This window comes from Alteromonas sp. ABH4_457, assembly GCF_056160625.1.
On record NZ_JBSWXN010000004.1, the window covers coordinates 529,313 to 542,403 of the forward strand.

The 13,091-nt window shown below is 43.0% G+C and carries 10 protein-coding genes; 3 read left to right on the plus strand and 7 right to left on the minus strand.

The features are described 5' to 3' along the window. Both ACXAGR_RS12515 and ACXAGR_RS12520 read left to right on the plus strand, forming a co-directional pair. Positions 1 to 474, plus strand: coding sequence for a hypothetical protein (locus tag ACXAGR_RS12515; protein ID WP_474850718.1), 474 nt, complete (start codon positions 1 to 3; stop codon positions 472 to 474). Next, entirely contained in the window at positions 474 to 3,071 is a 2,598-nt protein-coding gene (locus ACXAGR_RS12520; RefSeq protein WP_474850720.1) for a DotA/TraY family protein, read from the plus strand. Before ACXAGR_RS12515 ends, ACXAGR_RS12520 begins: the two co-directional genes overlap by 1 nt. 61 nt (positions 3,072 to 3,132) lie before the next feature. On the opposite strand, the gene ACXAGR_RS12525 is transcribed toward ACXAGR_RS12520, so the two are convergent. After that, complete coding sequence (locus ACXAGR_RS12525) at positions 3,133 to 3,408, minus strand: hypothetical protein (protein ID WP_474850722.1); 276 nt, start codon at positions 3,406 to 3,408, stop codon at positions 3,133 to 3,135. Between the two features lie 115 nt (positions 3,409 to 3,523). Next, entirely contained in the window at positions 3,524 to 5,278 is a 1,755-nt protein-coding gene (sbcB, locus tag ACXAGR_RS12530) for an exodeoxyribonuclease I (RefSeq protein ID WP_474850723.1), read from the minus strand. A 106-nt stretch (positions 5,279 to 5,384) separates the two neighbouring features. On the opposite strand from sbcB, the gene ACXAGR_RS12535 reads away from it, so the two are divergent. Next, the gene (locus tag ACXAGR_RS12535) at positions 5,385 to 5,765 is read left to right on the plus strand and encodes a hypothetical protein (RefSeq protein ID WP_474850725.1); all 381 of its coding nucleotides are present in this window, start codon (positions 5,385 to 5,387) and stop codon (positions 5,763 to 5,765) included. A 62-nt stretch (positions 5,766 to 5,827) separates the two neighbouring features. Here ACXAGR_RS12535 and ACXAGR_RS12540 read toward each other — a convergent pair whose 3' ends face one another. The 5 genes from ACXAGR_RS12540 to ACXAGR_RS12560 all read right to left on the minus strand — a co-directional run bounded on the left by ACXAGR_RS12540 (position 5,828) and on the right by ACXAGR_RS12560 (position 13,067). Continuing rightward, positions 5,828 to 7,501 carry a prepilin-type N-terminal cleavage/methylation domain-containing protein gene (locus ACXAGR_RS12540; protein WP_474850727.1) on the minus strand — a complete coding sequence of 558 codons (1,674 nt, stop codon included), beginning with the start codon at positions 7,499 to 7,501 and terminating at the stop codon, positions 5,828 to 5,830. Positions 7,502 to 7,511: 10 nt separating this feature from the next. Further along, the gene (locus ACXAGR_RS12545; protein WP_474850729.1) at positions 7,512 to 9,281 is read right to left on the minus strand and encodes a type II secretion system protein; all 1,770 of its coding nucleotides are present in this window, start codon (positions 9,279 to 9,281) and stop codon (positions 7,512 to 7,514) included. Positions 9,282 to 9,401: 120 nt separating this feature from the next. Then, a complete protein-coding gene (locus tag ACXAGR_RS12550) occupies positions 9,402 to 9,944 on the minus strand; it encodes a type 4 pilus major pilin (RefSeq protein WP_474850731.1) in 543 nt (180 codons plus the stop codon). A 103-nt stretch (positions 9,945 to 10,047) separates the two neighbouring features. Then, on the minus strand, positions 10,048 to 11,109 hold the full coding sequence (locus tag ACXAGR_RS12555; RefSeq protein ID WP_474850733.1) for a type II secretion system F family protein: 1,062 nt from the start codon (positions 11,107 to 11,109) through the stop codon (positions 10,048 to 10,050). Positions 11,110 to 11,135: 26 nt separating this feature from the next. After that, the gene (locus ACXAGR_RS12560) at positions 11,136 to 13,067 is read right to left on the minus strand and encodes a GspE/PulE family protein (RefSeq protein ID WP_474850735.1); all 1,932 of its coding nucleotides are present in this window, start codon (positions 13,065 to 13,067) and stop codon (positions 11,136 to 11,138) included. Between the last annotated feature and the right edge of the window lie 24 nt (positions 13,068 to 13,091).

Consider the following 13,091-nt stretch of genomic DNA (forward strand, 5'->3'; position numbering starts at 1 on the left):
ATGTTTCATGAGATAAAAAGGCCGTTTAAGGTTATTCGCGAACAGGTTTTAGGAAAGCTGAATGTCTTTTCAACCTTCAACTCTATGCGCAATAGCTATGAGCAGGAAGTCGGCTCCGTCAGCACCAGACCCGCTGTCTCTTCAAATGTATCTCAAGAGGAGTTTACCAAGCGGTACAAGGGCTTGGTTAGATATCAGATGATTTTGATATTCTTTTGGGCATATACACTTCTGTTTGTCGTGTTTTCATTAAATGTGCTTTCACTAATTGTCTCTTTGATGATTTTTGGGATGTTCGGCATTTTCTATACGCTGTCTGTCTTCAAGGCATGGAAGGCGAGGTTCGTGTTTGCAAATTGGGAATCTCGGGACAAACCTGTTCTGTTGACATTTTCTGATTTTATGAACGCGCTGTCACTTCATAAGCGACTAGCCCTTCCTGTGTTTAATATCAACCGCTACGGAGACCTATAATGCAAGCATTTCTAAAGTGGTTTTTCGTTGTATTAGTGCTACAGGTGTCTGTGGCAGGTTATGCATATGCGGATGACTCAGATGATATAAAGGACATTCTTACGGCTGAAGAAGTGGCAGGTGATGATTTCCATAAAATCCTCAAAGGCATGTGGGGGGATTTCATTTTTGGAGGTTCTGGAGAGGCGACTCTTCTTTCAACTGTTGTTGGTTATACAAATGTTCTTGCCTTGATTCTTGGGATTATTATCGTCTCTTACGTATCGGTTGCTTCTGTTATTAATAGTGCTCAAACGGGGGAGGTGCTTGGAAAACAATGGAATAGCTATTGGTTGCCAATAAGGACGGCTACGGCATTCGGCCTTTTGGTTCCGAGTCAGGCTGGTGGCATGGCCCTATCAACTGCGCAGGTGATTGTCATAAAGTTAGTAATTATGGCATCGACATCAGCTACTTTTGTGTGGAATAAGACCGTCGACACTGCGCTAGAGCTTACCACTAACAAGCCATCCTATGTTCAGCCTTACAAGCTAGCCTATGACACAACAGTATCTCTGGCATGTACAGAGACAGTTTCCGATGGATATAGTTTAACAACGGCAAATGCTGTAACCGTAAGATACTCTGATGGCGGAACGCAGACGATCAGTACCAGTGATGTTAAGACCTCTTTTGCCTCTGGGATTTCGACTGCTCTTGCAGGTGTGGCGGTAGATAGATACATTGAAAAAATTAGTTTTATGGATGGAAGCTGCGGAACTATTAACTTTATGCTTCCAAATTTTGATAATTTTACTCAGTTCTCAAGTAACGTTTCTTCTGGGCAGAAGCAGCTTGTTTCAACATATGTGAACATTGCTGAAACTCAGGCGAAACAAAGACTGTATGATTTTCAAACTGCTTATATTGACTTCATTAACTCTTTCCTGACTGATTTTATAAAATCAGAAAGGAGTTATAGTTCTTCGGCAGATCGCCAGAGACAAAGAATGGCCAACCAACTTGCTGCTACTTCTGGGTACGCAGCCACAAGTACTGGTGTCATTCGCATTGCTACTGGAACAGTCTCTATTGAAAAGTTCAGCTTTAAGTCCGTTGCACAAGAATATGTCGCAATGATGGAGGATGAGGAGGAAGAGCTTAATATTTATAATATTGCCACTAAAGGTATCAGTGGTAGTGACTACAGTACTCACCTGAAGGTGGCAGAAAGAACTGTCCAATATCGTCGCCTTGTGGATGCATTTATTCAGAACGTAGAGGATAAATGGGTGAGTACCAGCACAGACGGCTCGCCGGATCTCGCCGACATGCGTACTGAGCTTAAGAAAGGGGGCTGGGTATATGCTGGATCATTCTTCTACAAGATTGCAAAGCTTGAGGGTCTTGCATCTAAAGCAGCAGCAGCAATGAATGCTACAGGCAATACCTTCAACCTAGCTAACTGCAAAGAGTGCAGAGAAGAGGCGCTTGTTTCATCTTCAATCGAACTTATAAGTTTCATGTACAAAAATGCTTATAGGACAAATTATTTGAATGGCACTGATTCTGAGAGATCTTACGGATTCCCTGATGCTGGTGTAAATGCTCAGGTTGTTCCTATGGTGTCGACTCAAAGCGTCAATACTGATTTAAACTCTAAAGTTGTCGATGAAGCAATAAGTAAGCAAACAATCGAAATACTCGCTGCTGCGGGTTCAAAAACAAGTGAATTCTGGAGTGGTGCTGAGTCAGGCAGTAGCTTAGGACTCGATGCTGACAACCCCTTCCAGTTTGCGGCAGATATCGGGCACGGCATGAATGATATACGCTATCTGCTGTGGATGGTGAAATTTGGGGCTAATGTTGCGCTTTATACGACTGACTCGTTAGAGAATGGTGTTAATTCAAGTGCTGCCGGATTCTTTGGCGCTGGCGCTATAGGTGCCGCAGTATTTGGCTCAGTTAAGGCGTCACTTGCGTCCCTAGTAGAGCTTCTTACCATAGCACTTACGCTTATTACTGCAATGGCGTGGACGCTCGCATATTACATCCCGATGATGCCAGCTTTACTCTGGATAACTCTTATTGGTGCCTACCTATTGATAGTTATCGAGGCTGTTGTTGCGACGCCGCTGGCAGTAATCCTGATGGCAACACCTGAAGGAGAAGGTATCAGCGGTACGCGATTCCAAAACGCTATTATACTGCTCGCCTCTGTATATTTGCGACCTGCCTTAATGGTTGTAGGTTTAGTTGCAGCTATATACGTTGCTAAGTACAGTTTTATGGTGCTTAATGTAATATTCTGGAGTCAGGCTGAAAGTGCTGTAGTCGACGATATATTCGCTTTCTTTGCGATATTTGCTCTCTATATTACATCACTGCATCAAGTCTTATCTAATTCGATAAAGTCTATTGATAGTTTGCCTACAGCTATTCTTAACTGGGTAGGTCAGGGAGTGAATGCACAATTCGGGCAAAATGAAATAAGCGGAGCATCCCAGCAGCTCGACGCAAAGGAAAATGCATTTGGTAGTGCGGGTGATAATTTTAAAACTGTCTTTGAAAACTTTAAGAAAAAGAAGGAAGACAGAGCGAGAACTGATAACACCTAGCTACCAATAGTTAGTAGCAAAGTAAATAAAAAACCTAGCATAAAAATTTATGCTAGGTTTTTTACATATCTAAGTCACTTTCCCACTGGCTTACATTCTCGTTTCCGATAAGAGCAGTTGTTAGTAACGCCAGAATTACAGGAACAACAACTACTGAGATACCTTCTGTGACTAAATCGCGAGTCACCAGAACCCAAGAGTACATTGTTCTTCCGAAGAACTCTTCGTGATAACCTGAAAGCATGACGGCGACTGACTGGAATCCATCTCTGATGTTATCCATTTGCCATAGCATAAGGATAAAGTAGCCCAATGCGAAAACAAAAGCTAAAGGCATAATTAATTACCTGTTGTGTGCTGCATAAGCAGCGTGGAATACTAGCGTATAATACGCGCTATATTCTCAACCCAAATATACACTAGCACAACACAGTATTAATGTCAACAATTTTTCATAGCGGAGATAAATTGTTTTCTTCAACTTCTTTATCTTTACTGGTGTTGGCCCAAGTTGACTGCTTGAATGCTACATTGAAGCATTTTTCATATTCACTTGGGTTGGCGTTCCTTATCACAGCCGCCTTTTGAAGTAAGTGTTGGCATCTCTCGTTTATGAAGTTGTAAAGTTGAACAACTCTGTCGACATGGTTATCTAAATCTTCTAGGCGTGACAGATCATCTTCTGTTAAGTCCCATTCGACTCTAACGGCATTCGAGCGTTCTTTGTATTGCTCGACTGTAATGCCTAATCCGCTTTCTGGATTGAACAGCCTATTTTTCAAATAATCCCTGTATAAAAGCATTTCGTTTGGGTCAACATGCACTTCCGGATTTTTCTTTAGCAGGTTTTGATAGAACGTGTTCCATTTTGCTCTTAGAAAGAGTTGTGCATGGGTATCCATGTTCATCTTAAAAGGCTTGAATTTGTCTACGACATCTTCACTCTCAAGAAACGTCCTGTTGGTAATGGGGTCTGCAATAAGCCTCTGGCGACTTCTTATGGAGTGTTCGGCATCTGTCATAAAATCGCCACTGTACAGACTGAGAGAAGGATCTTTAACCTCACTTGAAGGAGGTTTATTAAATACCATTCCTATAGTTCTTTTGATTTGGACAAGGTGCTTCTTAACAATCTCTTCATTTCTCTTTACTGTGTCCCAGTCTATATTTGCTTTGTCTGCCACTCTTGCATAGCCCGCTTCGCTAGGCTCAGCTCCTTTAGGCTGAGGGCAGGTCAGCAGTGGAAGTTTGTTGGATACGATGGTTTTAATACCTGTAGGAATGGGGGTATGAGTTTTGTCATTATTTTTAGTGAACAGTTCATGCGCAATTTCCTGAGGGTCGCCGGTAAGCAGAAATGTAAGATCTGTAGATAAATCAATTCCGTAAAACCGGTTTTTGTTAACAGGATCTACAGAAACGGGAAGCATCATTTCTGTACTGTAGTTTTCTCTTTTAACAAACATACTTGTATGAACCAATATATTCTGGCTCTTAAGGAGCTGCTGAGTATACCTCTTGTCAGAAAGTAATTTGAATTTCGCAAAAAGTTCTGGCTTTCTGTTCTTTATAAGTCTTGCTACCTCGATGGTATTAAGTACGTCAGTCTGAGCATCATGCGCTACACCGTTAGATATCCCATTTTCATTACAGAGATCTTCAAGTTTTAAAGATACCGAGCCGTCTTCTTTTGTCGGCCATTTGAGTGCTGACTCACCATAGAGCCTCGTTAACATTACAAGTTTATAAATGTCTGTTCTATGATTCCCGTTTTTCCATTCTTGTGCATAGGGGTCTAGCAGGTTTCTGAAATTGATCTGTCTGTTTAGTTCATCATCGAAAGAGATGGTATTAAAGCCCGCGACACATGTGTTTGCTGTTTGCATAAATATATCTTGAGTCTTTTTTGCAGCTTCAAATTCCGTTAGCAAGTTCTGATTTGACTTACCATAAAGTATGCTGGGTGGAATTTTGTGTACCATAAAAGCTTCGGGGTGAGGTATCACATCTGGACGCAAGGCGACGTAGAACTTTGTAATTTTCGGATTTCCGCTTTTATCAGTAATAAGGTTCAAATCTCCATCAGTTTCAATTATACAAGACTGAACCACCTGATCGTTAACAGTATCGGTGCCGGTGCTTTCATGATCATAAAAACAATAGCGGTCAGGGTTCTGATAGGAACTATTTACAAACTTAGAATTCATGATAAATACCAGATTAATTTAGTTGACCTATTATACCAAAATTGCTTTAATCAGTATACAAAAGTGCCATTTTTCGGTCTTTTGATGGTATTTATCAGAGGTATTTATGAATAATTTGAGTATTGAATCATGTATGATCAAGTATGGGGTGTCAGATGCTGCTATGTCAGTTATTGCTACTTCCGTCCTTGAGAACAAAACACTTTCAGAGTGCTCATTAAGCTTATCTAAGTTGAATGAGTCTTCTTATCCTAGTCCACTTACGCTGAAGCAAATCTTTGTTGTGGCATCTGTTATTGCGTCTTCGATAATGGGGGATGAATTGTCTGAGATAGCCCCCTCCATGACAGCTGAGCGCACACAAATGTTGGCTGCTGAACCTGCTGTAGCTAGTCTTCGAGGTACTCGAAATCGTGCGACAAACTTGGAAGATGGAATTATGGAATATCTCGCCGAGATTGAAGCGGAATTTCAGGAAGTTTACTGAAAGGAAATTAAAAAGGGTAACTTTGCGAAGTTACCCTTGTTGTTTAGTCACTTGTGTATTGTTTAGTCACTTGTGTAAGTAGCATCACCTTTTAGTAGGTCGATAAAGTTAACCCAAGTGCCATCCCCCGGCGATTTAACCATAACGTTACTCATATCAAGATATCCCGACATGGTAGACGCGCATGTATCGGACGCTATTGTGCATGCATCATCTTCTCGTAGCATGACAACTCTGTTACTACTTACTCTAAGCTCCTGTCCAGATGATGTAGCTACGATGTTTTCCGCCCTGACTATGTTTGTGAGAGAAATACCGCTAGGGTCTATCATATAATTACCATCTGTATCATAGATTGCGGACGCATAAGCCTCAGAGAGGAAAGTATTTCCTGAATCAGCTAAGATGTTGCCGTCGCTGATTAAGTCTCCCTGAATTGCTTTATCGCCAGTTCCATATTGGTTTCCTCCTACGATCTTATCGCCAGACACGCTGATGTCGCCTTCAGAGTACATGTCGACTGAAGCGGTTATGCTCTGAGCATTTACGATGGTGTCCGAGTGGATGTTTTGACCTGCATACACAGTGGCGGCATCAGCAAACGAATTTACTCTTATCATCTCAGCATCAACGATGCCGAAGCTTCTTATGTTGTCGTTGTAATAAGAATTGCCAAGTGTAATTAAATCCTGACCCACTTCCAGATCGCCCTCAGTGATGATTCTGTCCTTTGTGTATACTGAGTCTGCCACTACCATATCCGACTCTGTGATAATGTCACCTCTTGTGTCTAAGTCACCTTCAGCTGTGATATCTGCGACGCTGTAAATGTCGGTATCAATTACAAGACCTGCACCAAGAGTTGGAAGCCAGCTACCATCATAATACACCCCAGAGTTACCGAGCTTGAGCACCTCCCCAGTTAAGTTGTATAGCCGGTTCACACCTCTAATATGCCGCTCATTCTCGTTCGTAGAGTCGAATTGAAGATTATTGTGCATTGAGTTTGAGCCATCAGTCCGGACTATCGTATCAAGCTCGCCGCTCGTCTCCGTAACCATTACGATAAGGCCGCCCTCCTTGGGGCTTGACGAAGATATGCGACATTCGTCTGCCAATAAAGAAGGGTTGATATTTAGCGGACAAAAATAAAATCTGGCATCCGTACTTGCAAGGCTGATATTAGTGCTAGCGTTACCGCTACCATCAACTTGCATCTGGATGTCATTCATATCTAGGGCATTAGCATCCATTACGCTGCCACCATTAGCCGTTAGTGCCGCAAGACCCAGTTGATATTGGTCAATCACGGTGTCTGTTCCTGACGCATCTTTTGCGTCAATTACCGTTCTTGCTTTTAGCTTTCCTGTTCCAATGGTCGTGTCTAGTTCAGTGTTGAACTGGAGATTAGACCGCCCTAAGAACTCAGGGAAGTCGCAACTTAAATAGTGGTAGGCAGCAAGCCCTCCGGCGCACTCACTAGAACTTTTTAGCCAGTCTGTACCGTTTTGCATAGTGACCCCGTTCGATATGTAGGTACTGTTGCTCACATTAACTGAAATATGACCCCTGACTGCATTGTTAAAGACCAGTAGCTGGCTTCCCAGTGCTCGGCCTTGCTCAGCCTTCTCGTTTATTGTGGTTTGTTGTATTGTCAAAACAAGAACAAAACCAATAATCGAGAGGGCAATCATCATTTCGATGAGTGTAAAACCCTTCTCACTGTGTTTAATCATAATGCTCTCCTTAAGGGCACTCTGTCCAGCCCGCGTGGAAAGTACCTTCGTTCCAAATGCCGCCGTTTTGGTTGTCGTACCAGCATCCAGCAGGGCCGGAGTCTGAGCCAGTGCCGGTGTCAGTGCCGGTATCTGTGCTGTCATCGTCATTTGACGTTACGCTGGAAGCGATCCAGTCGACAAGACGAACCCATTGGCCATTATCTACGTCCTTCACGTAGAGGTTCTCCATGTCGAAGTAGCCTTCTAGGGTTGTTGCACAAGTGTCTGACGCTGAAGTACACGCATTATCTTCGGCAGTAAAAAGAAACTCATTTGCATTCAATCTCAGCTCGCTTCCCGATGTTGAGGGGGCCAGTTGATCAGCTCGCATTACGTTTAACCGAGATGTGCCGCTTGGGTCTAGTACATATGCTCCGTCATTATCATACACCGCAGAAGCAAAAACGTTATTCAGGTAGGCTGTGCCAGTGTCGGCGATAAGATCGCTATCCGTAAAGATGCTGCCTTGAACTACAGAGTCTCCGGATATGTATTCATCACCACCGATAATGCTATCACCGTCGACACTTAAATCGCCTTCAGATATCAGGTCGACTGACGCTCTGATTACAGGTGCATTGACTAATTGTCCAGCATAAATACCCCCAGTGGCGGAAATCTCTTGAGCCTCCAAGAAGGTGCTTGAGCGGATCTTTTCGGCTGTCATCGTTCCGAATACAGTGGCGTCGCCGTTAATAATCGCCTCACCAAGTATGTATTGATCGCCCCATACTTCTAAGTCATCTTCCGTTGTTATCTGGCCCCCTGCATACACCATTCCATCAACAAAGGCGCTACCTTCAGTTAGAATGTCGCCTTTGATATCCACGTCACCTAGTGTGCGAACGTCTCCGACAGCATAGATGTCGGTATCAATAACTAGCCCGTCTCCAAGAATGGGAGCGAAAGCGCCGCTGTCATAGTAGATTCCGGAATTTCCGATTTTAAGTATTTCTCCAGCAAGGTTATATACCCTGTCGACACCGATAATTTCTCGAAACTCTTCATCTGCTGAATCAAAATCCAAGGAGGCATGCATTGCGTTTCCTCCATTGGTAAACAGCCATGCGGCAGAGCTTGAGCTGCTTTCGGTGATCATGACTATTAGGCCGCCTTCGCGAGTGGCACTTCCAACATCGGTACATTCAGGATTAAGTATGCCAACTGCAATTCCGATAGGGCAGTAGATAATAAATGACGAAGTATTAGACATCGCTGGGTCGGAGATGGCTGCACTCATACCCGCAATATCAACGCTGGTAGACATCGCTCCGCCAGAAGCTGTTATGGCTGCTTGCCCAAGCAGGTTTGACGGTAATAGGGTATTTCCGCCAGCATCTTTTGTGTTGAGTACTGTTTTAATTTTAACCGTATTGGCATCTGAAGAGCCGTCAATTTCTGTATTGTAAATGAAATTGCCGATTCGTGTTGTGTTTTGCTGGTTGCAGTTGAGGTAATTACTGTTTGCTGTACCACCGCAATCTGTGGCTGATTTAAGCCAGTCAAGCCCTGTCTCAGTAGTAATACCTGCTCCAGTATGGAGGTTTGGGTTTGCGGCATTTATTGCTGCAAATTTCCGCGCAGCATTATGGACAGCAAATAGCTCCATCCCGAGATTTCTGGCTTCATGCTCATCTGCCTTTTTAGCTGCTTGCTCAGCTCCCATCACTGAGATAAAGCCAAAGATGGCGAGAACCGCAATCAGCTCCAGCAAACTTGCTCCACGCTGTTTTTTCATAATAAATACCTGCTTCAGTAGAATATCATTAAATATACCATCTATTATAATATTCTCAATCCTAATAATAGCAAAAAGCCCTCAAAAGTTTGAGGGCTTGTTCGTGCAGATCTAAACTACTTAACGGTCACGGAAAGTAAGTTCGTTCGCTGTAGCAGTACAGTTAGCACGGATGGTAGCAACACCAGATGTTACATCAACAGCATTGGCTTCAACTTCTTCAAATTGACGGTAGGTTTTATCCAGAATGTCGTTACATGCGCCATCAGGGATACCTTTCCAAGTCATTTCAAACCCATCATCTGCTGAGCCGAACAGATTGTACGGAGCAACATCAACACCGTCAGTCAGCCAGCCGTTCGCGATAAGTGCAGTGTTGCCGGGAACGCGCATCTGCTCAGGAAAACCAGCAGAAACTGTAAGCACTGAGTTATCCAAACCGGTGTAGACACGCTGGGTTGCGAACATAGATTTCAGAACAGTTTTCATGTTCAGGATATTGTTCACTTCCGCGTTTACTTTCTGTGTATCACTACCAGCGGCACTACCTTGCATTACCAGAAGGTAAATAAGAGCGGCGATGCCCATGTAGACCAGAATTTCGAGAATTGACGCACCTTTCTGATTTTTCATTGGGTGGCGCTTGAAGCTTGCAGTTTTCATAAATAAATACCTCTTATAAATACAAAGTTAGTGTAATCTGCACTGGTTGAAAAATTACCAGATTATTTTTAAATATACAACCTATTAATTTTGAAACCGTGAATTAATTCATAGATTGTGTGACAGCAAAGAATGAGTAGTATGCCCATCCGATAAATACGGCTACGACTAAGAACATGATTAGCTTAACAAGGTTTGCAATCTTACCAATTGCAGCGACACTGTTTTCAATGGAGCCTTTACCAATATCATCCATGTATGACGCAATATCTCCAGTATTTGCATACACAGCTATATCAACCTTTGTCTCTTCATCAAAAAAATTAGTTCGAAAGGATTCACCAGTGGCTGTCCCTGTGCTAATTTTATCCGCAATTTTATTAATTTCCGATGCGACATACCGGTTTGCGTTACTGCGAAGCTTTATCAGCGCTTCCAGCACGGTTACATTTGAGCGCATCAGTGCGGACATTGAAATCAAAAACACTGAAGACTGAAAAGAGCGGTAGAACGAATAGGGAGGGAACTTGTCCAAATATCCTCGGGCAATTCCTGTAATTAAACCAAGAGACTTTACAATCAAAAATACTCCAACCGCTATTCCGATCAGAGTGTGGTGCCAATGATGTATTACATACTCTGACAGGGTATATAAGTCCTGAGAAACAGCAGGCCACTCTTCAGGGGGCTTGATGCGAGTCATGGTAGGAACAATCTTTACCGAGAACATTCCTATCATACCAAACAGGGCAAAGAGTAAGCCTACAGGATAAGTTAGCGCACCTATGATAGTCCCTTTCATTGCAGTGATAGCTGAAGTGGCATTGATGCAGTTATCAAAGGAAGAGGCGACATCTCCAGACTCCTCACCGGCTCTTATAAGCATTACTTCGTTTTCTGGTATCCATCCCTCTACTGCTTTGAAAAGAGGCTCTCCCACATCCATTTTCTTTATCCAGTCTCGCAAGGCGTACTTTTTCATATCAGTAACATCATCACTGCGAGAGTATTCCTTCTCAAGCATTTGCAAAATTTCAAGCATAGGGATGCCGTTTGCTACAAATCCCTTTAGCTTTTTATAGAGTGACAAGCGTGCTTTGGTTGTAAACAGCTTTTTAGCAACCCACTTTCCGGCACTGCCTGCAATATTTTTAATGTTACTCATAAATACCCACCAATATATACAACGTATTAATTGCTACGATTGTCCTTTTTTGTCCCTGTTAAATCAACAACATTTTTTACCTTATTAGGTTTTAAGTTTAGTGAAGATTCCAGTTTAGGCTTGCCCTCTGTTGCATTATCTTCTGAAATGTCTTTGGCAATTTTTGCAAGGATGTCGCTCAGACTCTCTGAGGATGCGTCAATCATACCTATCCGACGCTCTATGCTTGCAGGGTCGCATCTTCCTGAAAACACCTTTTCAAGGCCATGATCCCGCAAAAACATACCCCCGCTATTTTTGTAGTAATCTTTTGCGGCTTCATCATTCCCTTCGCGAATACACTGCCTCATATGGCTGTCAGGAATAATTACCTCAGCCATAACCTCTACACCCGTGTGGCCTCCCGCACATTTTTTACAGCCTTCAGTGTTAGGATATCGGACATTACTCACATTTAGGGACTCATTGTACGCTGCTACTTTATGTACGCGAGAAATTAAACGTTTGGCAAGAGTAAGCTTCTCCGGCGCAACCTTCTTAAGGTAATCTTCTTCCGTAAGTGAGCATTCTGCGCACAGCACTGGAACTAAAGATTGATAGGTAATCGACGCAATGAAGTCATCACTAGCTAATATACTGTTGCTAATCCCTAACTCTCTTAGGCGGTCATATGCGCCGAAGCCAGATGGGCAGTGAACGGTAGTAAGTACGCTGTGACCTGATTGCGTAGCAGCAACAAGTAGCTTTGCACCTTCAGCGTCGCGGATCTCTCCCGGCATGATAATGTCAGGAGCAGAACGTAATGCTGCCCCCATAAGGTCATTAAACCCTACAGTGCTGCCGTCATCCTTGTCTTTCCCTTTTTTGCGAACGACGGAGCCGTGCGTAACGCCTTTAATCATGATCTCAGTCGGATCTTCAATTGTAAGAACCCGTTTTTCGCCGTTGGTTTCCCACATAATGTTTGATATGCGTGTCGCAAGGGTTGTGGTTTTTCCGCTTCCTGTGACACCTACAAGCATATGCACGCCAATCGGTTTGGAGTCCGCTATCGTAAGTAAGGCATCCTGAGTCTTATTGAATCCCAGTGTTGTAAGCTCTCTGTGTTGCAATTCTTTTGGTTGTCCAGCAAGCAGGCGGTAGGTCATATCAAACCCGTTTGCATCAGGGAAAGACTGCAATCGAAATTCCGTTAACTCACCGGCAATTACTAGCTTCATCTTGGCTGCTTGAGGCTTTGATGACACAAACGTTACATCGCCTAAGCCTCCCCACTTGGAATAAGTGATACGGGAAATGGTTTCACCTTCACTATAGGTGAGTTCTTCTATGAAGACTGTTTTTCCTCTAACCTTAAATTTTACGGTTGTAAGCTCTTTCCTCACCAAAAGGAAAATGTCAGAGGCACCCATTTTTTTTGCAAGTGTGGCGATTTCAAGGAACTTTTCACCTTCATCACTAAGGTTTTCAATAGATGTTTTGCTTCTGGCAACCTCATCCTTATTGGCATTCTCGGAATGAGTCTCTAAAATAATCTTCATCACATTTTTAGTAACGAAAACCTTTTTCGGCTTGTAGCCTAAGCTTCTGCATTTATTTGCAATTTTAAGAAAGTTATTGTCTACCGCAAGGTCTTTTAAATGCTCTGCGCATAGAATAAGGACGTCATCGCTTTCAGTTTCAGCCACAATATAGTCGCCGTATTGATTCTTAGGAATTCTTATTGCGCTCTTGTCGGTGAGGCCAGAAATTAGTTTTTTTACTGCGGGCAAATTCTCCAGCATGGTGACCACTTTCTTTGCCTGAGCTGGTTTCTTCTTGACGGTTGGTTTGGCTGCTGAACCGCCAGTTTTCAGTTGAGCTTTTTTGCGCTTAACCGGCTGCGAAGCAGAGGAAGTGACTTTTTTTTCATCATCTGTAAAAAATGAGAGGGCTTTCGATAGCAATCCAGTCTTCATAATAAAATACCACGTATATAATGC

Coding starts and splice junctions, on each gene's coding strand:
- ACXAGR_RS12515 (WP_474850718.1), top strand. CDS start 1: ATGTTTCATGAGATAAAAAGGCCGTTTAAGGTTATTCGCGAACAGGTT.
- ACXAGR_RS12520 (WP_474850720.1), top strand. CDS start 474: ATGCAAGCATTTCTAAAGTGGTTTTTCGTTGTATTAGTGCTACAGGTG.
- ACXAGR_RS12525 (WP_474850722.1), bottom strand. CDS start 3,408: ATGCCTTTAGCTTTTGTTTTCGCATTGGGCTACTTTATCCTTATGCTA.
- sbcB (WP_474850723.1), bottom strand. CDS start 5,278: ATGAATTCTAAGTTTGTAAATAGTTCCTATCAGAACCCTGACCGCTAT.
- ACXAGR_RS12535 (WP_474850725.1), top strand. CDS start 5,385: ATGAATAATTTGAGTATTGAATCATGTATGATCAAGTATGGGGTGTCA.
- ACXAGR_RS12540 (WP_474850727.1), bottom strand. CDS start 7,501: ATGATTAAACACAGTGAGAAGGGTTTTACACTCATCGAAATGATGATT.
- ACXAGR_RS12545 (WP_474850729.1), bottom strand. CDS start 9,281: ATGAAAAAACAGCGTGGAGCAAGTTTGCTGGAGCTGATTGCGGTTCTC.
- ACXAGR_RS12550 (WP_474850731.1), bottom strand. CDS start 9,944: ATGAAAACTGCAAGCTTCAAGCGCCACCCAATGAAAAATCAGAAAGGT.
- ACXAGR_RS12555 (WP_474850733.1), bottom strand. CDS start 11,109: ATGAGTAACATTAAAAATATTGCAGGCAGTGCCGGAAAGTGGGTTGCT.
- ACXAGR_RS12560 (WP_474850735.1), bottom strand. CDS start 13,067: ATGAAGACTGGATTGCTATCGAAAGCCCTCTCATTTTTTACAGATGAT.